General features: G+C 55.1%; 19 protein-coding genes and 1 other RNA gene. 10 read left to right on the top strand and 10 right to left on the bottom strand.

All coding sequences use genetic code 11. The features are described 5' to 3' along the window. Nucleotides 1-11: 11 nt before the first annotated feature. Together sufB and sufA are read right to left on the bottom strand one after the other, a co-directional pair. Nucleotides 12-1,505, bottom strand: a complete 1,494-nt coding sequence (sufB, locus tag OMR58_RS24225; protein ID WP_200558605.1) for a Fe-S cluster assembly protein SufB — start codon at nt 1,503-1,505, stop codon at nt 12-14. 5 nt (nt 1,506-1,510) lie between these two features. Next, nucleotides 1,511-1,885, bottom strand: coding sequence for a Fe-S cluster assembly scaffold SufA (sufA, locus tag OMR58_RS24220; protein WP_105594976.1), 375 nt, complete (start codon nt 1,883-1,885; stop codon nt 1,511-1,513). Between the two features lie 389 nt (nt 1,886-2,274). Here sufA and OMR58_RS24215 point away from each other — a divergent pair, with 389 nt between their 5' ends. Next, entirely contained in the window at nt 2,275-2,679 is a 405-nt protein-coding gene (locus OMR58_RS24215) for a hypothetical protein (protein WP_105594977.1), read from the top strand. Between the two features lie 59 nt (nt 2,680-2,738). Here the strand turns inward: OMR58_RS24215 and OMR58_RS24210 are convergent, their stop codons facing one another. Together OMR58_RS24210 and ydiJ are read right to left on the bottom strand one after the other, a co-directional pair. Continuing rightward, nucleotides 2,739-3,155: a hotdog fold thioesterase gene (locus tag OMR58_RS24210; RefSeq protein ID WP_105594978.1), complete on the bottom strand. Its 417-nt coding sequence runs from the start codon at nt 3,153-3,155 to the stop codon at nt 2,739-2,741. Beyond that, nucleotides 3,155-6,208 carry a D-2-hydroxyglutarate dehydrogenase YdiJ gene (gene ydiJ, locus OMR58_RS24205; RefSeq protein WP_264547180.1) on the bottom strand — a complete coding sequence of 1,018 codons (3,054 nt, stop codon included), beginning with the start codon at nt 6,206-6,208 and terminating at the stop codon, nt 3,155-3,157. The genes OMR58_RS24210 and ydiJ overlap by 1 nt, the downstream gene beginning before the upstream one ends. A gap of 301 nt (nt 6,209-6,509) precedes the next feature. Between ydiJ and ydiK the strand changes: the two genes are divergently transcribed. Continuing rightward, a complete protein-coding gene (gene ydiK / locus OMR58_RS24200) occupies nt 6,510-7,631 on the top strand; it encodes an AI-2E family transporter YdiK (protein ID WP_200558602.1) in 1,122 nt (373 codons plus the stop codon). 352 nt (nt 7,632-7,983) lie between these two features. Beyond that, nucleotides 7,984-8,089, top strand: an RNA gene (gene rprA / locus OMR58_RS24195) — antisense sRNA RprA. Nucleotides 8,090-8,488: 399 nt separating this feature from the next. Here the strand turns inward: rprA and ppsA are convergent. After that, a complete protein-coding gene (gene ppsA / locus OMR58_RS24190) occupies nt 8,489-10,867 on the bottom strand; it encodes a phosphoenolpyruvate synthase (RefSeq protein ID WP_264547179.1) in 2,379 nt (792 codons plus the stop codon). A gap of 471 nt (nt 10,868-11,338) precedes the next feature. Here ppsA and ppsR point away from each other — a divergent pair, with 471 nt between their 5' ends. The 6 genes from ppsR to OMR58_RS24160 all read left to right on the top strand — a co-directional run bounded on the left by ppsR (nt 11,339) and on the right by OMR58_RS24160 (nt 17,238). Next, entirely contained in the window at nt 11,339-12,172 is an 834-nt protein-coding gene (ppsR, locus tag OMR58_RS24185) for a posphoenolpyruvate synthetase regulatory kinase/phosphorylase PpsR (RefSeq protein WP_105594982.1), read from the top strand. A 143-nt stretch (nt 12,173-12,315) separates the two neighbouring features. Further along, entirely contained in the window at nt 12,316-13,362 is a 1,047-nt protein-coding gene (locus OMR58_RS24180; protein WP_264547178.1) for a 3-deoxy-7-phosphoheptulonate synthase, read from the top strand. A 256-nt stretch (nt 13,363-13,618) separates the two neighbouring features. Beyond that, nucleotides 13,619-14,650 (top strand): hemin-degrading factor, encoded by a 1,032-nt coding sequence (locus OMR58_RS24175; protein WP_264547177.1) that lies wholly within the window; start codon nt 13,619-13,621, stop codon nt 14,648-14,650. Beyond that, nucleotides 14,647-15,468, top strand: coding sequence for a heme/hemin ABC transporter substrate-binding protein (locus OMR58_RS24170; protein WP_264547176.1), 822 nt, complete (start codon nt 14,647-14,649; stop codon nt 15,466-15,468). Before OMR58_RS24175 ends, OMR58_RS24170 begins: the two co-directional genes overlap by 4 nt. After that, entirely contained in the window at nt 15,465-16,466 is a 1,002-nt protein-coding gene (locus OMR58_RS24165) for a FecCD family ABC transporter permease (RefSeq protein WP_105594986.1), read from the top strand. Before OMR58_RS24170 ends, OMR58_RS24165 begins: the two co-directional genes overlap by 4 nt. Beyond that, nucleotides 16,459-17,238 carry a heme ABC transporter ATP-binding protein gene (locus OMR58_RS24160; protein WP_264547175.1) on the top strand — a complete coding sequence of 260 codons (780 nt, stop codon included), beginning with the start codon at nt 16,459-16,461 and terminating at the stop codon, nt 17,236-17,238. Before OMR58_RS24165 ends, OMR58_RS24160 begins: the two co-directional genes overlap by 8 nt. On the opposite strand, the gene OMR58_RS24155 is transcribed toward OMR58_RS24160, so the two are convergent. From OMR58_RS24155 to btuC, 5 genes are all read right to left on the bottom strand, one after another. Next, nucleotides 17,235-18,674, bottom strand: coding sequence for a protein adenylyltransferase SelO (locus OMR58_RS24155; RefSeq protein WP_264547174.1), 1,440 nt, complete (start codon nt 18,672-18,674; stop codon nt 17,235-17,237). The two genes, OMR58_RS24160 and OMR58_RS24155, sit on opposite strands and share 4 nt — an antisense overlap. A 168-nt stretch (nt 18,675-18,842) precedes the next feature. Further along, nucleotides 18,843-19,301: a C40 family peptidase gene (locus OMR58_RS24150; RefSeq protein ID WP_200544612.1), complete on the bottom strand. Its 459-nt coding sequence runs from the start codon at nt 19,299-19,301 to the stop codon at nt 18,843-18,845. Nucleotides 19,302-19,374: 73 nt separating this feature from the next. Next, a complete protein-coding gene (gene btuD / locus OMR58_RS24145) occupies nt 19,375-20,115 on the bottom strand; it encodes a vitamin B12 ABC transporter ATP-binding protein BtuD (protein ID WP_200558597.1) in 741 nt (246 codons plus the stop codon). Then, entirely contained in the window at nt 20,116-20,661 is a 546-nt protein-coding gene (locus OMR58_RS24140; protein ID WP_200558595.1) for a glutathione peroxidase, read from the bottom strand. A gap of 42 nt (nt 20,662-20,703) precedes the next feature. Further along, nucleotides 20,704-21,684: a vitamin B12 ABC transporter permease BtuC gene (gene btuC / locus OMR58_RS24135; protein ID WP_264547173.1), complete on the bottom strand. Its 981-nt coding sequence runs from the start codon at nt 21,682-21,684 to the stop codon at nt 20,704-20,706. A 254-nt stretch (nt 21,685-21,938) separates the two neighbouring features. Between btuC and OMR58_RS24130 the strand changes: the two genes are divergently transcribed. After that, nucleotides 21,939-22,727: a DUF6216 family protein gene (locus OMR58_RS24130; RefSeq protein WP_264547172.1), complete on the top strand. Its 789-nt coding sequence runs from the start codon at nt 21,939-21,941 to the stop codon at nt 22,725-22,727. Nucleotides 22,728-22,812: the final 85 nt, after the last annotated feature.

Below are 22,812 nucleotides of genomic sequence, written 5' to 3'. Positions count from 1 at the left end.
TTGGCGCGGGCTTAGCCCACGCTGTGTTCCAGGCTGATTGCCAGCAGTTTTTGCGCTTCTACCGCAAACTCCAGCGGCAGCTCAGAGAAGACGTCTTTGCAGAAGCCGTTAACAATCATGGAAATCGCATCGTCTTCGCTAATGCCACGCTGCAGGCAGTAGAACAGCTGATCTTCACCAATACGTGACGTTGTCGCTTCGTGCTCCAGCTGGGCAGTATTGTTGCGCACTTCCACATACGGGAAAGTATGCGCGCCGCAGTCAGCACCAATCAGCATCGAGTCACACTGAGTGAAGTTACGCGCATTGGTCGCCGTCGGCATAATCTTCACCAGGCCGCGATAGGTGTTTTCACTCTTACCGGCTGAAATACCCTTCGAGATAATCGTCGACTTGGTATTTTTACCGATGTGGATCATCTTGGTGCCGGTGTCGGCCTGCTGACGTCCGCTGGTCAGCGCAACAGAGAAGAATTCACCGATGGAGTTGTCGCCGCGCAGGATCACGCTCGGGTACTTCCAGGTAATGGCTGAGCCCGTTTCAGACTGGGTCCAGGACATTTTGCTGTTTTCGCCTTCGCACAGTGCACGCTTGGTCACGAAGTTCAAAATGCCGCCTTCGCTGTCGCCGCCGGAGAACCAGTTCTGCACGGTGGAGTACTTCACTTCTGCGTCTTTGTGGATGATCACTTCGACCACCGCCGCATGCAGCTGATAGGTGTCGCGTACCGGGGCAGAACAGCCCTCAATGTAGCTCACGTAGCTGCCTTCATCGGCGATCAGGATCGTGCGCTCGAACTGCCCGGTTTTCGCCGCGTTGATGCGGAAATAGGTCGACAGTTCCATCGGGCAGCGTACGCCTTTCGGGATGTACACAAAGGTGCCGTCAGAGGCAACGGCGGAGTTCAGCGCGGCAAAGAAGTTGTCGTTGGCCGGCACCACAGTACCAAGATACTGTTTAACCAGCTCTGGGTGATCGTGAATCGCTTCACCGAATGAACAGAAGATGATGCCTTCTTTCGCCAGCTTGTCGCGGTAGGTGGTGGAAACCGAAACGGAGTCAAAGATGGCATCAACCGCCACTTCCTGGCCTTCACGTACCGGAACACCCAGCTGTTTGAAAGCCTCTTCCACTTCCTGCGTCAGGTAGTTCGGCGCTTCACTACCGGAGGTCTGGGTAGCACCCGGCTCTGAGGCACAGGCATCGTCACAGCTGCCGCAGGACGGCGCGGAGTAATAGCTGTAATCCTGATAATCCAGTTTTTTATAGTTGGCCTTCAGCCAGTGCGGCTCTTCCATTTCCAGCCAGGCCGCGAACGCTTTCAGGCGGAAATCCAGCATCCACTCAGGTTCATTACGCTTGGCCGAGATCGCACGCACCACATCTTCGTTGATGCCGTGGGCGAATTCTTCGGTTTCCAGTTGGGTAAAGAAGCCTTCTTTATATTTCTGATGGCTGCCTTCCCAAACCTGTACATCATCAGATGCGTCAGTATTACGAGACATAGAGTTTACTCAACGCCAAAGCTTTCACCACAGCCACAGGCGTGTTGAGCTTTAGGGTTATTAAATTTAAAAATCTGGTTCAGACCTTCACGGACGAAATCAACTTCCGTACCGTCAATGTAGGGCATTGCCTGAAGGGGCACGAACAGCGATGCACCGTTATGGCTAAACTCCAAATCATCCTTCGCCGTCTCCTTCACCAGGTCCATGGTGTAACCAAAACCGGCGCAGCCTGACGTCTTCACGCCCAGCTTCAAACCTTTGATTTCAGGATCGCCAGCGGCAAGGCTGCTGATTTGTTTGGCGGCGCTGTCGGTGAGCGTCAATCCTTTCCAGATAAAGTCATCTGGAGAAAAAGATGCTGGATTTGCTGATTGCATAAATTACCTCGCGATACGTTAGCCCTTCGGGCTAGTGCCTCTATGTTAGTGATAACCTGTATCACTTCAACCTCTTGTTTTGCAGGGATATTACCCTTTGGGTGTTTTTCTAATCTTATTGAGTAAGTTTAGCCCCTGCGAAACAGATAGTGACGTGCTCTTCAGGTCAAAACCGCAAAAGATAAATTGTTGAAAACAAAATGTTTCTAAGTTGTAACCTCAAGCCACTTCTTAATAATAATCATTCACCTAAATCCCTCATCGCGCTTATCGGTAATACCAATTTTTTTGAAAGGCGGCATTTATCGATAAAAAATCCCACCGGGTGATTGAATATTAACGCAGTTATAATATGATAATGATTATCATTAGCGCGACTGGGACCAGCAATGAATCTGTCGATGAGTGCGTGGCTGCAACACAAGATTGATGAATATAAGTTTTCCGTACGTGATATCACCGTCGATTTCTATATGGCACAGGCAAAGCTGAACCGCCCGGAATGCACCATTGAACAGTTACGCAAGTTCAATGATACCTGTCTCGATATGGCTGAGCTTTGCCAGCTGAACGGTGACGATCAGAGCTATCTGCACGCAATGGGCAAACTTCATCAACGACTGGTTGTTGAGCTGAGCAATACATCCCGCGAACGACTGTTCCGCATGCAGGCCTGGCAGCTGGCGCGCCATTCCCTCAGTCGCCTGTGTCATCAGCTGGCACTCAACGGTGAATGGGATAAAGCAACGGTACTGCAAAGCGATTTTGTGAAACACGCTTCGTGGATTATGTAGTCCCGTTACCAGTATACCGCGTGGCAGAGCAGCTAAAAACCCCGGATAATTTGGGGTTATTAGCTTATCACCGCCGTTGTTAAGCGCGAGCTACAGCATAATCGACTGTCCGGCCCGTAAATCTCGATCTGCCATACCTGATGCGTGCGCCCTATATGGGTGGCGCGACAAACGCCGCGCACCTCCCCTTCCCGCGCGGACCGCACGTGATTGGCATTAATTTCCAGACCGACCACCTGCTGATCTCCCTGAGTACAGAGATACCCTGCCATCGACCCCAGCGTTTCGGCCAGTGTCACTGAGGCGCCGCCGTGCAGCAGCCCGAACGGCTGCCGGGTACGATTATCGACCGGCATTATCGCTTCAACACTGTCGTCATTCAGTGCAGTGAAACGGATGCCGAGGTGCTCTACCATGGTGCCTTTGCTGTGCAGGTTCAGCTGTTCAAGCGTTACCTCACGTTTCCAGATAGCCATCAGACAATCTCCAGTAAAGCCTGCAGCGGATGGCGCATACCGCTTCCTTCAAGGCGTTTCACCTGGCTGCGGCAGGAATAACCGCTAGCCAGACAGCGCTGACGGGGCAGCTTTTGTAGCGCCTTCTGCCAGGACAGTTCAAAGATACCCAGTGAGTTTTCCAGGTTTTTAGTTTCATGGCCGTAGGTGCCCGCCATGCCGCAGCAGCCCACGCTGATACTTTCCAGTTTTGCACCGAAGCGCGAGAAGATCGTTTCCCACTGCTTGATCGAACCCGGCAGCGCGGTCACTTCGGTACAGTGGCCGAACAGATACCAGGCTTCCCCGCTGACCGGCTGAATATCCCGATCCACCAGTGCATTCTGCAACCACTCATGCACCAGCTGCACGTTGAAGTCACCGCGTTTATCCCCCAGTACCTGGCGGTATTCATCGCGGTAGCAGAGTACCAGCGCCGGGTCGACACCGACCATCGGCAGGTCCAATTGGGCCACGCGATTAAGGAAATCGGATGTTTTCTGCGCCGTACGGGCAAACTGCTGCAGGAAGCCTTTCACGTGCTGCGCTTTACCATTGGGTGAGAACGGCAGCACCACCGGCGTAAAACCAAGCCGGTCAATCAACTGCACAAAATCACCAATCAGCTGCGCTTCGTAATAGCTGGTGAACGGGTCCTGCACCACCAGCACGTGCTGCGCACGCTGTTCGGCGCTCATCTGCTCAAGCTGTTCCAGGGTCGTCGTCGCGCTGCGGTGCTTCGATAGCTGCTGTTTCAGTGTCGGCGAGGAGAGCAGCGGCAGATCCACCATACCTAACTGGCGTTTACTTAGCGCGCCAACCCAGCGCTGGCGAAGGAAGAAGTTAAAGGTTTTCGGCGCGATGGCCATCAGCGGCGCGTAGCTTTCAACCGTAGCCACCAGGTAGTCACTGACCGGGCGCAGGTAACGGGTGTGGTAAAGCTGCAGGAAGCGCGAACGGAAGCCCGGCACATCGATTTTAATCGGGCACTGGGTGGAACAGGCTTTACAGGCCAGACATCCAGACATCGCCTCCTTCACCTCATGTGAAAAATCATATTCGCCTCGCCGCGCATGCCAGCTATTGCGGGTCCGCTGGATCATCCCGCGCAGGCTGATGCCTTTCGACGGCAGCTGCTTCTCCAGCACCAGAGGATCGACACCCTGTTCGGCCAGCAGACGCAGCCATTCACGGGTCAGCGTGGCGCGCCCTTTCGGTGAATGCATGCGGTTGCTGGTGATTTTCATCGATGGGCACATCGGGCTGTTCACATCAAAGTTAAAGCACAGCCCGTTACCGTTACACTCCATCGCACCGCGCCAGTCGCTGCGCACAGAAATGGGGATTTGTCTGTCCCAGGTACCGCGCTTAACCGCATCAACTTTCAACATAGGATCGTCAACACCGATCGGCGCGCAGATTTTTCCGGGATTTAACCGGTTAGCCGGGTCAAAGGCTGCCTTGATTCGCCGCAGCTCGCTATACAGCTCTTCGCCAAAGAACGCCGGACTGTATTCCGCACGGAAGCCCTTACCGTGCTCTCCCCACAGCAGGCCGCCATACCGGGCGGTCAGTGTGACTACCTCATCGGAGACCTTTTTCATCAGGATCTCCTGTTGCGGATCGCACATATCCAGCGCGGGACGCACGTGCAGAACCCCGGCGTCAACGTGGCCGAACATCCCGTAGCTCAGATTATGGCTGTCGAGCAGCGCCCGAAACTCAACGATATAGTCCGCCAGGTTTTCCGGCGGTACTGCCGTATCCTCAACAAAAGGCAGCGGTTTGGCCCGGCCTTTAGCATTACCCAGCAGGCCCACCGCTTTTTTACGCATGCCGTAGATACGCTCAATGCCGCCGACGTCGTTACAGAGCTGATAACCAATCACGCCGCCCTGGCCTTCCGCCATCAGCGTTTCCAGCCGTTCACAGAGTGAATCGACCTGGCCGTCAATCAGCGCTTTATCATTCCCGGCAAACTCGACCATATTCAGGCCGAGCATCTCTTTATCCGGCACGTCGGAAATCAGTTCACTGACCGAGTGCCAGACAATATCTTCCTTCGCCAGATTAAGCACTTTAGAGTCAACGGTTTCGACCGACAGCGCTTTGGCTTCCACCATAAACGGCGCATTACGCAACGCGGAATCAAACGAGTCATATTTGATATTGACCAGCCGCCGCACTTTAGGGATCGGCGTGATATCCAACCGCGCCTCGGTGATAAACGCCAGTGTACCTTCGGCACCACACAGCAGGCGAGTCAGGTCAAATTGCTGGAGATCGTCGCTCAGCACATGGCGAAGATCGTAGCCGGTAAGAAAGCGGTTAAGTTTGGGAAACTTATCCAGAATCAGCTGGCGCTGCTGACGGCAGCGGTCCAGCACAACACGATAGATATTCCCCTCAGCACCCTGCTGCTGCGCCAGCTGCTCCGCCAGTTCGACAGGCATTTCTCGGGTATCCAGAATATCACCGCCGAGCAGAACCGCACGCAGGCCAAGGACGTGATCGGAGGTTTTACCATAGACCAGCGACCCCTGCCCGGAGGCATCCGTATTAATCATCCCGCCAAGAGTGGCGCGGTTACTGGTGGACAATTCAGGAGAGAAGAAATAGCCGTAGGGCTTGAGGTAGGCGTTGAGCTGATCTTTAATCACGCCCGCTTCAACTTTTACCCAGCCTTCTTCGGTATTAATTTCGAGGATGCGCTTCATATGGCGCGACATATCTACCACAATCCCGCGGTTCAGAGACTGACCGTTGGTGCCGGTGCCGCCGCCACGCGGTGCAAAAACCAGCGACTCAAAGCGTTCTTCACCGGCAAGGCGGGCGATCAACGCAACATCAGCGGTAGAGCGGGGAAAGACAACTGCGTCGGGTAGCAGCTGGTAAATACTGTTATCGGTCGACATTATCAGGCGATCGGCATAGCTGGTAGCCGTATCACCGGTAAAACCTTCCTGCTTCAGTGTATCCAAAAACGTCAGCACCAGTTGAACAAGGCCCGGTGCCTGGGAAATCTGTGGGATCATTATCGGGTGACCAAAATGTTGTATGGATCATTCTGCGTGTCGTAAATGACGCAGCTATCCGTTTTATCACATTTTTTTATGACCTGCCGTTATTTCAAAAAACGAAACAAAAGAATAACCTGTTGTGTATGTCACAAAATCGTTTCATACATCATGATTAAACCAGCTGCCTTAGCGTAACTGTCGCGCTGGCGCGGATTTTCAGAAATAAAATGATTGAAGACAGAATGACAAATTATTCGCGCTCCCCACTCGGTCGCCGCGAATAGAGAATTTACTGACCCGAGGTTATGGTTCACACATGAAGAATGTTTATAAAGGTTGGGACTTGCCGCAGATTGTGTTTACGCTGCTGTTTATCAGCATTGCGATCATCGCCTGCTTCTGGGTAATTCAGCCTTTTATCCTGAGCTTTGCCTGGGCCAGCATGGTGGTCATCGCCACCTGGCCACTGATGATTAAGATCCAACGGCTGCTTTGGGGACGCCGCTCCCTGGCGGTTATCGCGATGACGTTGCTGCTGCTGCTGGTGTTTATTATTCCGATTTCACTGCTGGTCAACAGCCTGCTGGATTCCAGCGCACCGGTTATCGCCATGATCAGTTCCGGACGCCTGGAAATGCCAAAGCTTGAGTGGCTGAACGATGTGCCGATGATCGGGGACAATCTCTATTCTGGTTATCACACCCTGATTGCCGGTGGCGGTACCGCCCTGATGGCAAAAATCCAACCCTATATCGGCCGGACAACCGGCTTCTTTGTGGCTCAGGCGGGATATTTTGGCCGCTTTATGCTGCATCTTGGCCTGATGCTGTTGTTCAGTATGCTGCTGTACTGGCGCGGCGAGCAGGTTGGCCGCGGGATACGTCATTTTGCCTTCCGCCTTGCCGCCCGCCGTGGCGATGCTGCCGTACTGCTTGCCGGTCAGGCAATACGCGCCGTTGCGCTGGGTGTGGTGGTGACCGCACTGGTGCAGGGCGTGCTTGGTGGTATTGGACTGGCGATTTCCGGCATTCCCTACGCCACACTGCTGACCGTACTCATGATCTTCTCCTGTCTGGTACAGCTGGGACCGTTGACGGTGCTTATCCCGGCGATTATCTGGCTGTACTGGAGCGGCGACACGTCATGGGCAACCGTACTGGTGATTTGGAGCTGCGTGGTCGGCACACTGGATAACGTGCTGCGCCCGATGTTAATCCGCATGGGTGCCGACCTGCCGCTGCTGCTGATCCTCTCAGGCGTGATCGGAGGCCTGGTGGCTTTCGGCATGATTGGGCTATTTATTGGCCCGGTGGTGTTAGCGGTTTCCTATCGGCTTCTCTCCGTTTGGGTCCACGAGGTTCCGGTTCCCAGTGACGATCCAACGATGGTAGTCGAAGAACTGGTCGAGTTCGAAAACGATAATCCGCGGCATCTCTAATCGTATACCTCAGCTCTCAGCTCTCAGCTCTCAGCTCTCAGCTCTCAGCTCTCAGCTCTCAGCTCTCAGCTCTCAGCTCTCAGCTCTCAGAATGATAAACGCGGCCAGTATCGCTGGTCGCAATCATTAGCAATAAAAAAGTATCCTCATGCCCCCACCTCCATTTTATTAGCAAATCTTGACTGTATTACCTGGAAACAGCATGTAAACAGCCCAACCCAGCACTTTTGTTAACCTTTTCTTCTGAATAAATGACAATAATCGGCTATCCGCTCGTGGATGCATTATTGATTTTAAACTAATAAGATGATTCTTAATGACGCCAGAATGCGCGTTGCTTACTATTGAATCCATGTTTGAAATCAAGCTACTGATTTTTAAACGCCCTTTCCCCTGAGTGAAGTACAAAATTGCTGTGTGTAGTCTTTGCCCATCCTCTGCGATGGGCTTTTTTTTGGCTGCGTGTTGACGGAGTGAGTCTCGCTATTTAGCGATTGATGTTTTCAAATCCGCCCTGCGGAGGTCCTGGCTGCAATTATGTGGCCGCTGGTTGTGATTGTGGGGGATGTTGTGGGGACTACTGCGGCATCGGGTTCTACGCTGCCTGGCCGTGCCTTTGATTGCCCGGGTCCTCGCGCCACGCAAAGCGTGGTTCCTTCACTTCGCTCGTCAGCCTGCCGGATCGGTGCAGACGGACCGGCCCTGGCACCTGGCACCAGGCACCAGGCAGCAAAACAAAAAAACCGCCATCGAAAACGAGAGCGGTTTTTATAAGTGCCTCAGATAATCACCGAAGGCTGAAAACACACCACGGCGTATCCAAAAAAGGGAGCATCACACCCCCTTTATTAAAGACATTACTTCTTAAGTTCAGCCAGCGACAGCCAGGTCTGCACCACAGTATCCGGGTTCAGGGACAGACTGTCGATCCCCTCTTCCATCAGCCAGGCCGCAAAATCCTCATGGTCCGACGGACCCTGACCGCAGATACCAACGTATTTACCCTTCTTCTTCGCCGCGCGAATCGCCATAGAAAGCAGCGCCTTCACCGCGTCATTACGCTCGTCAAACAGCTCGGACACCACGCCCGAATCGCGGTCAAGGCCAAGCGCCAGCTGGGTCATATCGTTGGAACCTATAGAGAAGCCGTCAAAGTATTCCAGGAACTGCTCAGCCAGCAGCGCGTTGGACGGGATCTCACACATCATGATGATCTTCAGCCCGTTTTCGCCGCGCTTCAGTCCCTGACGTTCCAGCTCTTCAACCACCGCCTTCGCCTGAGCCACGGTACGCACGAACGGCACCATGATCTCCACGTTAGTCAGTCCCATCTCGTTGCGAACGCGCTTAACGGCCGCGCACTCTAACGCGAAGCAGTCGCGGAAGTTGTCGGCAACATAGCGACCGGCACCGCGGAAGCCCAGCATCGGGTTCTCTTCCTCAGGTTCGTAGCGCTCGCCGCCAACCAGGTTGGCATATTCGTTAGTCTTAAAGTCAGACAGACGAACGATCACGCGTTTAGGCGAGAACGCCGCACCCAGCGTTGCAATCGCTTCGGTCAGACGGGCGATGTAGAACTCCACCGGGTCATCAAACCCTTTCATCATCCCGCGGATCTGCTGCTGCAGTTCCGGCGTCTGCTGATCGAACTCCAGCAGCGCTCTTGGGTGAACGCCAATCATACGGTTGATAATAAATTCCAGACGCGCCAGACCTACGCCTTCATTCGGCAGGCAGGCAAAGTCGAACGCACGATCCGGGTTGCCGACGTTCATCATCACCTTCAGCGGCAGCGACGGCATTTCGTCAACCTGTGAGCTTTTCACCTCGAAGTCGAGCAGATCGTTATACACATAGCCGGTATCACCTTCCGCACAGGACACGGTCACTTTCTGGCCGTCTTTCAGATGGTCGGTCGCATCACCGCAGCCCACTACCGCCGGAATACCCAGCTCACGGGCAATAATTGCCGCATGGCAGGTACGACCGCCGCGATTGGTCACAATCGCCGACGCTTTCTTCATGATCGGTTCCCAGTCCGGGTCGGTCATATCCGTTACCAGCACGTCGCCTTTCTCAATGCGGCCCATCTCGCTGATATCGTGAATCACCTTCACTTCACCGGCACCGATACGATGGCCGATTGCGCGGCCCTCAACCAGAACTTTGCCTTTGCCCTGCAGGTTGTAGCGCTCCATCACCTGGCCGTTAGAACGCACGGTTTCCGGGCGCGCCTGCACGATAAACAGCTTGCCGGTGTGACCGTCTTTCGCCCATTCGATGTCCATCGGGCGCTGGTAGTGTTTCTCAATCAGCACCGCCTGCACCGCCAGCGCTTCAACTTCTTTGTCGGTCAGACTGAAGCGGTCGCGCTCGGCTTCCGGAACGTCTTCGATCGCTACCTGCTTGCCGTGTTCCTGCGAATCGGCGTAGACCATACGGATCTTTTTCGATCCCATATTGCGGCGCACAATCGCCGGGCGGCCCGCGGCCAGCGTCGGTTTGTGCACGTAGAATTCATCAGGGTTAACCGCACCCTGCACCACCATTTCACCCAGGCCCAGCGCCGCGGTGATAAAGACCACCTGATCGAAGCCCGATTCGGTATCAATGGTGAACATCACGCCCGATGACGCCAGATCAGAACGCACCATGCGCTGAACACCGGCAGAGAGCGCCACGCCACGGTGGTCATAGCCCTGATGCACGCGGTAAGAGATCGCGCGGTCGTTAAACAGTGAGGCGAAGACGTGCTTCACCGCCACCAGCACCGCGTCATAACCCTGCACGTTCAGGAAGGTTTCCTGCTGCCCGGCAAACGACGCATCCGGCATGTCTTCAGCGGTCGCCGAAGAGCGCACGGCAAACGACGCTTCAGCATCGTCAGAAGACAGCTGGTCGTAGGCCTGATGAATAGCCTGTTCCAGCTCCGGCTGGAAAGGCGTGTCAATAATCCACTGACGGATCTGCTTACCCGCTTTCGCCAGCTGATCAATATCATCAATATCGGTCTTATCCAGCAGTTCATAGATACGCTGGTTAACGCCGCTTTGATCAAGGAACTGGTTGAAAGCATCAGAGGTTGTCGCAAAGCCGTTCGGCACGGACACACCCAGTGATGACAGGTTAGTAATCATTTCACCCAGAGAAGCATTTTTGCCTCCCACCCGATCGACATCGTGCATGCCAAGTTCGTTATACCAGAGCACGAGCGGCAATTGGCCTTTATTGGACATTGAAGCAATCCTTGTAAGATTTAATTAGGAATAAGGGATACAGCATTGCTTAGTGAGACTGTCACAACATCGAAGGGTTGAGAAAGTGTTGAATCGTTCAAGCAACTCGGCGGCGGCGTTTTTAAGACAACTCTGCGCAGGATAATGACTGAAAGAAATCAAATTAAAAAACAAATGCGTTAATTTTCATAAAGTTAAAAAATCACTCCTAAATCGCACAAATTTGTTTGCGCAACAAAAACAGGATTCCATTTAAGAATGATTTTATAAAAAAGGGGGTATTAATTGAATAGTAAATAGAAACGTCATTTCAATTTTGCAGAATGAAATGATAATGCAAAGTTTATAAGAATAAAAATTTCAAATCATCTTTTATTTGGATTTTTCATTTTGTTTTGTCGATGAAATCACAGTTTGCTTTCCGTATCGGAAATAATTTAGTCTGCCCGCATAGCTCATTCTGGAGATAAAATGGACGTGAATGCCGAACGCAGTGTTTTCTATATTTCAGATGGTACGGCAATAACCGCCGAGGTGCTGGGTCATGCCGTACTTTCCCAGTTCCCGGTGGAAACCAACAGCGTGACGCTGCCCTTCGTGGAGAACGTGCAGCGGGCACAGGCGGTGAAAGCGCAAATCAACACCATTTATCAGCACAGCGGTATTCGCCCGCTGGTGTTTATCTCTATCGTTACGCCGGAAATACGCGAGATCATTTTACAAAGTGACGGATTCTGCCAGGACATCGTTCAGTCGCTGGTGGCACCGCTCCAGCAGGAGCTGGGCGTTGCGCCTGCGCCGGTCGCTAACCGAACCCACGGACTGACCGCCAGCAACCTGGGCAAATACGACGCCCGCATTGCCGCCATTGACTACACACTGGCCCACGATGACGGTATTTCTCTGCGCGGGCTGGAGGAAGCGCAGGTGATACTCCTGGGTGTATCGCGCTGCGGTAAAACCCCTACCAGCCTCTATCTGGCGATGCAGTTTGGCATCAAAGCGGCGAACTACCCGTTTATCGCCGACGATATGGATAACCTGAAGCTGCCGCCTGCGCTGAAGCCGTTCCAGAACAAGCTGTTTGGCCTGACCATCGACCCGGAACGTCTGGCGGCGATTCGCCAGGAGCGTGCGGTGAATACGCGTTATGCCTCAATGCGCCAGTGCCGACTGGAGGTAGGTGAAGTTGAAGCGCTGTTCCGCACCAATCAGATCCGCTATCTCAACAGTACCAACTATTCGGTAGAAGAAATCGCTACCAAGATCCTCGATATCATGGGACTGGCGCGACGCATGTACTGACGCCCGGCAAACAGGCGGGCCTGTGGTTTTTTTATGGCATTTATCCTTCGGCGATGGTTGAAATCATCGCCGTTTGCTTTAAGGTGATCGCCATTACTTCCCGGTATTCCTGCCGTTGCGAAGACAAAAATTTAGAGAAGACCATGAATAAAACAGATGAACTGCGGACCGCGCGCATCGACAGCCTGATAACGCCTGCCGAACTGCTTGCCAGACAGCCCATTACCGCCGCCATAGCTGAAAATGTGATGACCTCGCGCCAGCGTATTGCCCGTATTCTTTCGGGCGAGGATAAGCGTCTGCTGGTGGTCATCGGTCCCTGCTCGCTGCACGATCCCGCTGCAGCACTGGAGTACGCCTCACGCCTCAACGAACTGCGCGATAAGTATCAGTCCCGGCTGGAAATCGTGATGCGGGCCTATTTTGAAAAGCCGCGCACGGTGGTGGGCTGGAAAGGACTGATTTCAGACCCGGATCTGGACGGCAGTTTCCGCGTTAACCACGGGCTGGAAGTGGCGCGCAAGCTGTTGCTGGATATCAATGCACTGGGCATGCCCACCGCGACTGAATTTCTCGATATGGTGATCGGGCAGTTTATTGCCGATCTGATTAGCTGGGGCGCTATCGGCGCGCGCACCACTGAAAGTCAGATTCATCGTGAAATGGCCTCTGCGCTCTCCTGCCCGGTCGGCTTCAAAAACGGCACCGACGGCAACATCCGTATCGCCGTGGATGCTATCCGTGCGGCCCGCTTCAGTCACATGTTCCTCTCTCCTGACAAACAGGGGCAGATGACGATCTACCAGACCAGCGGAAATCCTTCCGGCCATATCATTATGCGCGGCGGCAAGCAGCCTAACTACCATGCACAGGACATTGCTGAAGCCGCCGCGGCACTTACCGAACATCGCCTGCCGACGCAGATGGTGATCGACTTCAGTCACGGTAACTGCCTGAAACAGCACCGTCGACAGAAAGACGTTGCAGCCTCCATCGCCGGGCAGATCCGCAACGGCTCAACGGCGATTGCCGGGGTGATGATTGAAAGTTTCCTGCAGGAAGGCGCGCAAAAAGTTCTGCCGGATACGCCGCTGACCTGGGGCCAGTCCATCACCGATCCCTGCCTCGGGTGGGATGACAGCGCCGCCGTTCTGGCGCAGCTGGCTGACGCTATCGACAGTCGTTTTTAATCTTCTGGCTGGCCATTTTATGGCCAGTCTTTCAACTTCTATGCTCTCCCTCGTCAATAAGCTGAATTTCTGCTTGATTACCGCCACCTTTCCCTGATAATGATTATCATTCTGATAATGAATATCCTTTTTCTATCAACGGCTATTCTGTGTGATCGCTCCCGAGTATGCGATCGGCAGCCATGAATTTACGAGCCATCAGTGGTAATGATTGTCACTGACGATTGTCAGTGGATGAACTTTGTGAGGAGCAGCAATGACAGCGCAATACCAACGTTACACCGAATTAAAAGAAGAGCATCCGAAAAAATATGCCCGCGATCTTGCTGCGCTGATGGGGATCAGCGAAGCCGAGTTGACCGCTGCACGCGTTGGCCATCAGGCTGCTCCACTGCGCCCTGCAATGCGCGAACTGCTGCACGCGCTGGAAAAAGTGGGTGAAACTAAATGTATTACCCGCAACGAATATGCAGTTCATGAACAGCTGGGTACGTTTAACAATATCCATATCAATGAACATGCCGGGATCGTATTGAATCCGCGCGCCCTGGATCTGCGCGTGTTTGTGAATCAGTGGGCCAGCGTGTTCCATCTGCAGGAAATGACCGGCCACGGCGAACGCCAGAGCATTCAGTTCTTCGATCGCCAGGGCGATGCGGTGCTGAAAGTCTACGCGACCGATAAAACCGATATGGATGCCTGGCAGGCCGTGCTAGAAGAATTCAAAGCCGAACCGGCCGCTGAATTCAGCGTAGCCGCCGCAGAACCTGCCAGCTTTGCTGACAGCGTGGATGCCGCAGTGCTGGAAAGCGAGTGGCGCGCAATGACCGACGTGCACCAGTTCTTCCGTCTGCTGAAGCGCCATAACGTCTCCCGCCAGCAGGCTTTCCGCGCCGTTGCCGACGATCTGGCGACCCGCGTCAGCAATACGTCACTGGCGACGCTGCTGGAAACCGTTAAGCGCGACGGTAACGAAATCATGATTTTCGTCAGCAACCGCGCCTGCACCCAGATTTTCACCGGCGTGATTGAGAAACTGATGCCGATGCACAACTGGCTGAATATCTTTAACCCGGCGTTCACTCTGCACCTGCAGGAGCTGAAAATTGCCGAAACCTGGATCACCCGTAAACCGACCGCCGACGGCATTGTTACCAGCCTTGAGCTTTTCGCCGCTGACGGCACGCAGATCGCCCAGCTTTACGGTCAGCGTAGCGAAGGTCAACCGGAACAGAGCCAGTGGCGCGAACAGTTAGCAACCCTCAGCAGCGAGGAAGTTTCAGCATGAAATCATGGTTAGCCGCGCTTTGCGTTTTACCGCTGTCGTTTTCAACCCTGGCCGCTGAGCGCATCGTCAGCATCGGTGGTGATGTAACGCAGATTATCTATGCCCTTGACGGACAAAAAGATCTCGTCGCACGTGACACCACCAGTCTGCACCCGGAAGAAGTGAAGAAACTGCCCGACGTTGGCTATATGCGTATGCTGAACCCTGAAGGCATTCTCGCGCTGAAACCGACGCTGGTGCTGACAACCGAGCTGGCTAAACCGGCGCTTGCGCTGGAACAGGTGGCGAAAAACGGCGTGAAAGTGGTCGATGTCACCGGTAAGACCGACGTCTCTGCGATCAATCAGAAAATTGAAACTGTTGCCGTCGCCCTGCATCGCGAGCAGGAAGGCAAAGCGCTTCAGGCGAAGATCTCCAGCGAGCTGGCCAGCATTCCTAAAACTCAGCTGCCGGTGAAGGTGCTGTTTATCCTCGCCCACCAGGGGATGGGCACTATGGCTGCGGGCAGCGGCACGTCTGCCGACAGCGCTATCCAGGCGGCAGGTCTGCAAAACGCCATGGCTTCGGTAAACCGTTATCAGGCACTGTCGCAGGAAGGCGTGGTTGCCAGTGCGCCACAGCTGATTGTGATCACCACCGATGGCCTGAAAACCGTCGGCGGTGAAGCAAACCTGTGGAAACTGCCGGGTCTGGCATTGACTCCGGCGGCGAAAAACAAGCAGCTGCTGGTGGTTGATGATATGGCGCTGCTGGGCTTCGGTATTGATACCCCTGCGGCCATTCTGAAGCTGCGCCAGACTGCGGAAACCATTAAGTGATGTCAGCACGCGCCTTACGCTGGCTGGGCATTTTACTGCTGCTGCTGCTGACGCTCGCCGTCAGCGCAGCCAATATCGGGGCGATGAAGCTGTCGCTGCCGATGCTGTGGCATGCCGGAACGGACAGCAGCCTGTGGCAAATCTGGTTTACTATTCGCCTGCCCCGCGTACTGCTGGCGGTCATCGTCGGCGGTGCACTGGCGCTCTCCGGCTGTGTTATGCAGGGTCTGTTCCGTAACCCGCTGGCCGATCCTGGCCTGCTGGGGATCAGCAGCGGTGCGGCGCTGGCGGTGGCGTTCTCTATCGTCATGTCTGTTTCGCTGCCGGGAATTTTCGCGCTGTATGTACCGCTGTTCGCGGCGTTTATCGGCAGTATTGCGGTAACAGTGCTGATTTTCCTGCTCAGCCGCCAGGGTTTTAGCGGACTGAGCCGCCTGCTGCTGGTGGGGATTGCGATCAACGCCCTCTGTGCAGCGGCCGTGGGCGTGCTGTCGTGGGTCAGTACCGACCAGCAGCTGCGCCAGCTATCGCTGTGGGGCATGGGCAGTCTGGGTTCCGCGCAGTGGCCAACCGTACTGGTTTGCGCCTCTGTGGTGTTACCGGCGATGGTGCTGGTTCAGCGCCTTGCCGGGCGCCTGAACTTGCTTCAGCTGGGTGAAGAAGAAGCGCACTATCTCGGCGTCGACGTGCCGCGCACTCAGCGCTATCTGCTGGTGCTCAGCGCGCTCCTGGTGGCCGCTGCGGTATCGGTCAGCGGTATTATCGGCTTTATCGGCCTGGTCGTGCCGCATCTGATGCGCTTCTGGCTCGGCGGCGATCATCGCTGGCTACTGCCCTCTTCGCTGCTCAGCGGTGCCATCCTGCTGCTGATTTCGGATACGCTGGCTCGCACGCTGGTGGCTCCTGCGGAAATGCCCGTTGGTTTACTCACCAGCCTGATAGGGGGTCCGTGGTTCCTGTGGCTGATCCTGCGCCGCCGTGGAGGTATGAATGGATGAGTCATTAACGGCCAGCGGGCTGGGCTATAACCCTGGCCAGCGCTGGTTGCTTGAAGATATCTCCCTCAGTCTGCGTCCCGGTGAGCTGGTATCGCTGATTGGGCCAAACGGGGCCGGTAAATCGACACTGCTGCGTCTGCTGACCGGTTTCTACACGCCACATCGCGGGCAGTGCACGCTTAACGGCAAGCCGCTGGCGGCCTGGTCACCGGCAAAATTATCGCAGCAGCGGGCGGTAATGCGTCAGCAAAGCAATATGAGCTTCCCGCTCAGCGTAACTGATGTGGTGGCGATGGGCCGCGCGCCCTGGCCCGGACAACCGCAAAAGGCGATCGTTCAGGAAGTGATGGCGCTGACCGGCTGTGTGAATCTGGCAAATCGCGACTTCCTGCAGCTTTCCGGCGGCGAACAGCAGCGGGTGCAGCTGGCCCGCGCGCTGGCGCAGCTGTGGCAGCAGGACGGACCGCGCGGCTGGCTGTTCCTTGATGAACCAACCTCGGCGCTGGATCTCTATCACCAGCAGCACCTGCTGCGCCTGCTGTCGCAGCTGACCCAACAGCATCCGCTCAGCGTCTGCTGTGTACTGCACGATCTGAATCTTGCGTCGCTGTGGTCGGACCGTGTGATACTGCTGGCGCAGGGGAAACTGGTAGCCGAAGGCTCGCCGGCCGACGTGCTGGATGAAGAGACGCTGACGCGCTGGTATCACGCTGACGTGATGGTGCACCCGCATCAGATCGAAGGGGTGCCACAGGTGGCTCTGCGCCGCTAGCTGGAGCAGCTGACCTCGATTTTCTTACCCCAGTCCGGCGGTCGACGTGCCAGATCGCCGAACTCTTCGATGTCTTCAAACGGATATGACAGCGCCTGGTGAAGTCTTGCCAGTGCGCTGATGTCGTCCTGTTCCGCTTTCTCAATGACCTGCTGTGCCAGATAGTTACGCAGCACTACCGCCGGATTAGCCTGTTTCATAGCCTTCTGACGATCCTCATCGCTACGCTCTTCCTGCAAGACCCGCTGACGCCAGACGTTATACCAGCCGTCAAACGCATCGCGATCGATAAACTCATCGCGCAGCGGTGAACGGGACTGCTGCTGCTCGCTGTCGCTAAGTAACCGGAAGGTACGGGTGTAATCACTTCCCTCACGCGTCATTAACGACAGCAGCCCGGTAAGAATATCGTTATCGTGCCTGTCGGCGGTCATCAGCCCCAGTTTCGCCCGCATTTTTTCGCCCCAGGCTCGCATCAGCTCCGGTTCGTAGTTCGCCAGCGCCTGCTTAAGCTGCTCGGTAGTCATCAGGCCCGAGAGCGAATGCGCCAGGCGGTTCAGGTTCCACAGCCCAATCATTGGCTGTTTCTCAAAGCTGTAGCGCCCCTGATGGTCGGTATGGTTGCAGACAAATTCCGGCTGGTAGTCATCCAGAAAACCGTAAGGGCCGTAATCCAGCGTCAGGCCGAGTATCGACATGTTATCGGTATTCATTACGCCGTGGGCAAACCCTACGCTCTGCCAGCTGGCGATCAGCCGCGCGGTGCGCTTCACCACGTCGCTGAACCACAGCAGGTATTTATCCGCTTCCTGTTGCAGATGCGGCCAGTGATGACGAATGGCGTAGTCGGCCAGCTCGTTAACCTTTTGCTGATTGCCGCCGTAGTAAAAATGCTCAAAGTGGCCAAAGCGCAGGTGGCTCTCCGCAACGCGCAGCAGCATCGCACCGCGTTCGGTTGTTTCGCGGTAAACGGGTTCGTCGCTGGCAACAATAGTCAGCGCCCGGGTAGTCGGGATTCCCAGCGCGTGCATCGCTTCCGAGGCCAAAAACTCGCGCAGCGTGGAGCGCAGAACCGCACGCCCATCCCCCATCCGCGAATAAGGCGTCAGCCCCGCTCCCTTCAGGTGCCAGTCAACTTTACGCCCGTCGGCCAGTTGCTGCTCACCCAGCAGCAGTCCGCGCCCGTCACCGAGCTGTCCGGCCCAGACGCCGAACTGATGTCCGCTGTAGACCTGCGCCAGTGGCTGCATGCCATCCGCCAGGCGGTCGCCGCTCCACAGCCCAACGTTCTCCGCGTTGAACAGCTCGTCGCCCAGCCCCAGTTCACGCGCCAGCGCTGCGTTACGATACAGCAGGCGCGGATTCGCTAACGGTGTGGGCGATACGGCGCTGTAGCAGCCGCTCAGTTCCTGGAACCAGGTATTATTAAATTGCATGCTGTCTCCATCAGTGCCCGCGGGAACATCCCCGAAGGCAGGTGCCGGACCTAGTGTAAATCGCGGAGCGTGGATAAAACACGGAGACTGTGAAGGGTTATTCTGCTTTCTTCCCGCATCATCGGATAAACAGGCCTGACAAAAGCGGTCAACGCTGCGTTCGTCCGTTTAAATCCGTCGCGCCTGCCAGAACACTTTGCGCCAGTAAACATTATCCAGTGAGGATCGCATCACCCCCTGGCTGGTCGAGGCGTGGATAAACTGATTGTCGGTGTCATAAATGCCCACATGCAGGCCGTTTTCGCCGCTGCCGGTTTTAAAGAACACCAGATCGCCGGGCAGCAGATCATCCTTGCTGATGCGTGTGCCAATATCAGTTTGCGCGGAGGTGGTGCGCGGCAGCTGCAAATCAAAGCGATCGCGGAAGGTCAGATAAACAAAACCCGAGCAGTCAACGCCACCTCGGCTCATGCCACCGTAGCGGTAAGGGGTTCCGTGCCACTGAGAAAGCTGATCGTCGAGCTGCGCAATCACCATTATCCGGTCGGCAAGCTGCGTTTTTGGCGGAGGGGCATGGCTGCTGCAGCCGGCAAGAATCACGATCATGAGCACAAACCAGTAACGCATAGCACACCATCCTCTGGAGTCGGAATATTAACTTTAGCGGCAAACTCGCCGCGCTGACAGCGTTAGCGGCCGGTTACGCGAACGTGGTCAGAAAAGAGCGCCCTTCTACCTGCAGCTGGCGGAAAGGCACCTGATACAGCGCAGACAGGTGCTCAGGCGTCAGGATTTGCTGCGGGTTGCCCTGTAGCGCAGGCTGCCCAGCTCGCATCAGCCACACGATATCGGCATGTCGCAGCGTGTGATTCAGATCGTGGCTGCTCATGACAACCGTCACGCCTCGTTCAAGCAGCTCAGGAAGCAGGCGATCAAACACCGCCTGCTGACCAATATCCAGCCCGGTCATCGGTTCATCTAACAGCAGAAGCTGCCCCTGCGGCTGGCTGACCTGCGAAAAGACGGCAGCAAGCCGGACCCGCTGCCATTCACCGCCGGAAAGCTGGCCCAGCGGGCGATGCAGCTTATCGCTGATCTGTAGCGCATCGGTAAAATACATCAGCTGCTGCTCGCTGGCCGAAGTCTGCTGTACATCGTGCATTAACAGATAGTGCCAGACAGGCATCTGCTCTGAAGGCCGCTGTTGCTGCGGCAAATAAGCGCGATGCCTGGCAAGCCGCGGCGCTGCCCATGCCACCAGCGGCTCATCATTGAGCAGAATATCTCCCTTTACGTCAAGCAGGCCGGCCAGCGAGGCTAACAGCGAGCTTTTCCCCGCGCCGTTTGGCCCCACCAGATGGATCAGCTGGCCGCTGTCGACCTCGGCGCTAAAGGGAAACAGACGCTGGTCAACGGCGGCCTGGCGAATATCCAGCAGCACTTATCCTTCCAGCGCCTGTTTAATTGCGCTGACTACGACTTCATCTTCCGGCTCCATATCCGGTGAGAAGCGCTGCAGGACGCGACCGTCGCGACCAATAAGGAATTTTTCAAAATTCCACAAGATATCGCCCGGCTGCTTCGGCGCGCGGCCTTTACTGGTCATGCGTTCAAGGAAGCCGCTCCCCTGCGGGGCCAGCGCCTGCGGCTGCGCGGCAACCAGTTGAGCATAGAGCGGATGGCGCTCCGGCCCGTTTACCTCGATTTTGCTAAACATCGGGAAGGTGACGCCGTAGGTGGTGCTGCAGAACGTTTTTATTTCCGCTTCAGTACCCGGTTCCTGCTCAAGAAATGCGTTGCAGGGAAAACCCAGCACCGTCAGGCCTTTATCGTGCCAGGCCTTTTGCAGATTTTCTAACTGAGAATACTGCGGCGTCAGGCCGCATTTTGAGGCGACATTCACCACCAGCAGGACATCCCCCTGCCACTGTGCCAGCGTGGTTTTCTCACCGTCCAGCGTAGTCAGCTCTGTTGCATAAATGCTCATTGAATTTTCCTGTTTAACGTGGATGGATAGCCGTTTTAGCGGCTAACGGTTGCTCAATAATAACCAGATAAAGATCGGTGCACCCAGCGTGGCGGTCACCACGCCCACCGGAAGTTCGGCGGAATTCAGCGCCACGCGGGCAATAATATCAGCGGCCAAAAGCACACCCGCGCCGGCAAGAGCACAGCCGGGTAAAAGCGTCCGATGATCGCTAAGACCGTTCAGGCGCAAAATATGCGGGATCACCAGGCCAATAAAGCCTATCGCTCCGGCCAGCGCAACGCTGACGCCCACCAGCCAGCCAATCGCCAGCACCAAAAGATTGCGCCACAGAACCAACGGCAGCCCCAGCTGACGGGCTGACGTTTCACCCAGCGCCAGCAGATTCAGGGCCGTTGAGCGAGTCGTCAGCCAGAGTAACACCGGCAGCAGCGCCAGCATCAGCCAACGTTCGTTCCAGCCGATACCACCGAAACCGCCCATCATCCAGTACATTAGCTGACGCAGATCGAGGCTGCTGCTGAAATAGACCGCCCAGGTCATGATCGCGCTACAAACGATCCCCAGAGCCACCCCGGCCAGCAGCAGGCGGCTGCCGGAAAGATGCCTGCGGGCAAAACGCAGCAGCAACAGTGTGATAAACAGCGCACCGGCAATAGCACTGACGCTCATCACCCACGGGTCGCCGTTCCCTGCAAATACCGCCAGCACCAGACCGACGCCCGCTCCGGCGGAGACACCCAGCAGGCCAGGTTCCGACAACGGATTGTTAAACAGCGCCTGCATCGTCGCGCCCGCGACTGCCAGCGAAGCCCCTACCAGCAATACCGCCAGAGTGCGCGGCAGGCGCAGCTGCCAGACGAACAGTTCGGCATCAGCCGTTAACCAGCGCGTCGGTGGCACCCAGCGATCGCCAACACACAGGCTGAGCAGGACCAGGACCAGGCAAAACATCGCCAGCGCGCTCAGCCATATTCCTGACCGCCGTTTTGCACGCGTAATCTGTTGGTTAAGCAGGGTCATAAGCGACGTTTTGGAGTGAAAACAGAGAGTTAATTTTAGAGGGAAATCTGAAAAATGGAAGCGTCCTCTGAAAGCGGCGGATGTGTTATTCACTCTGTAACCGTGCTATCAACCCCCGTATTCGCGCCGTTTGGCAGCAGAAGTTACAGTGATAAATCGGGGAATCGATCCCTGGTAGTTATTTTCCTGGACTTTATCAACGCCATCAGAGGTGATAATAATTGGCTTACAGAACAGCAGATTAAGGTGCAGAAATGCAGAATATCACCCCCTCACTTAATATGGTCAACGCTGAATTCACCAATGCCCCGTTAGGAACGACGGTTGCGTTAATCACCATTCTGGCCTTGCTCATCAAACCAGCGATTAAAATTGCCAACAGAATTTTCACCTATAAAAAAGGACACAGTGAGATTTTGAAAAAGGGTGGCGTCCCGGCATTCATGCTGAATTTCTTTATCATCTCAATTCCATTAAAGAAGCTACCCGCGATCGGCAAACCTGAGAAAGTCATTACGTTTGTTTTTTTCATTATTTTGTTGCTGGCGTCCTGGTTTCTGATTCCCGCTCTGATTCAGACATTGAGAACCCCACCAGACTCAACGCTGTTGATCTGGAAAGAATCCGGAAAACCCTTCTACATATCCGAAAAAAAAGCGTCGGAAGCCACGACGTTCCTGCCTTCCAGCTGGTCTGTAACGGTGGAGGAGTGCCGGCAGAACACGTTATCCGCAACAGAAAGCCAGGGGTTAATCAGCGCCAGGAACCGACAGGACTTATGCGCGCTGCTGACAACAGCCGAGGGCCAGTCTCATCTGGAAAATGCGATCGCTAAATTTAACAAGGAAAAGCTCTTCGTCACGTCAATGATTCCGTTTACCTTAGCGGTCATTTTGTGGCTTCTCCTGGGTTTTATCTTCACCATTTACTACACGAAAAAAGTCAGAAAATTTATTCTTATGGAACAAAAGAAGGCCATTTACTGCGCCCATGGGGATTTTTCTGCGACGGGTGTTTATGCCATCTATCAAGAGATTGAATAACATAAATGTGACTAGTCCTGATTTAGGTTGACAACGTTCTGCCTGTAAAACGCCCGATGAACCTCATCGGGCGTTTTGTATTTCA

Source organism: Erwinia sp. INIA01 (assembly GCF_025947915.1).
Taxonomy (GTDB): Bacteria; Pseudomonadota; Gammaproteobacteria; order Enterobacterales; family Enterobacteriaceae; genus Erwinia; species Erwinia coffeiphila.
Note: the sequence above shows the minus strand (reverse complement) of the source record. Positions and strands in the feature narration are given on the sequence as shown.

Excerpts from the sequence above, each read along its gene's own strand:
- sufB (WP_200558605.1), bottom strand. The coding sequence starts at position 1,505 with ATGTCTCGTAATACTGACGCATCTGATGATGTACAGGTTTGGGAAGGC.
- sufA (WP_105594976.1), bottom strand. The coding sequence starts at position 1,885 with ATGCAATCAGCAAATCCAGCATCTTTTTCTCCAGATGACTTTATCTGG.
- OMR58_RS24215 (WP_105594977.1), top strand. The coding sequence starts at position 2,275 with ATGAATCTGTCGATGAGTGCGTGGCTGCAACACAAGATTGATGAATAT.
- OMR58_RS24210 (WP_105594978.1), bottom strand. The coding sequence starts at position 3,155 with ATGGCTATCTGGAAACGTGAGGTAACGCTTGAACAGCTGAACCTGCAC.
- ydiJ (WP_264547180.1), bottom strand. The coding sequence starts at position 6,208 with ATGATCCCACAGATTTCCCAGGCACCGGGCCTTGTTCAACTGGTGCTG.
- ydiK (WP_200558602.1), top strand. The coding sequence starts at position 6,510 with ATGAAGAATGTTTATAAAGGTTGGGACTTGCCGCAGATTGTGTTTACG.
- ppsA (WP_264547179.1), bottom strand. The coding sequence starts at position 10,867 with ATGTCCAATAAAGGCCAATTGCCGCTCGTGCTCTGGTATAACGAACTT.
- ppsR (WP_105594982.1), top strand. The coding sequence starts at position 11,339 with ATGGACGTGAATGCCGAACGCAGTGTTTTCTATATTTCAGATGGTACG.
- OMR58_RS24180 (WP_264547178.1), top strand. The coding sequence starts at position 12,316 with ATGAATAAAACAGATGAACTGCGGACCGCGCGCATCGACAGCCTGATA.
- OMR58_RS24175 (WP_264547177.1), top strand. The coding sequence starts at position 13,619 with ATGACAGCGCAATACCAACGTTACACCGAATTAAAAGAAGAGCATCCG.
- OMR58_RS24170 (WP_264547176.1), top strand. The coding sequence starts at position 14,647 with ATGAAATCATGGTTAGCCGCGCTTTGCGTTTTACCGCTGTCGTTTTCA.
- OMR58_RS24160 (WP_264547175.1), top strand. The coding sequence starts at position 16,459 with ATGGATGAGTCATTAACGGCCAGCGGGCTGGGCTATAACCCTGGCCAG.
- OMR58_RS24155 (WP_264547174.1), bottom strand. The coding sequence starts at position 18,674 with ATGCAATTTAATAATACCTGGTTCCAGGAACTGAGCGGCTGCTACAGC.
- OMR58_RS24150 (WP_200544612.1), bottom strand. The coding sequence starts at position 19,301 with ATGCGTTACTGGTTTGTGCTCATGATCGTGATTCTTGCCGGCTGCAGC.
- OMR58_RS24140 (WP_200558595.1), bottom strand. The coding sequence starts at position 20,661 with ATGAGCATTTATGCAACAGAGCTGACTACGCTGGACGGTGAGAAAACC.
- btuC (WP_264547173.1), bottom strand. The coding sequence starts at position 21,684 with ATGACCCTGCTTAACCAACAGATTACGCGTGCAAAACGGCGGTCAGGA.
- OMR58_RS24130 (WP_264547172.1), top strand. The coding sequence starts at position 21,939 with ATGCAGAATATCACCCCCTCACTTAATATGGTCAACGCTGAATTCACC.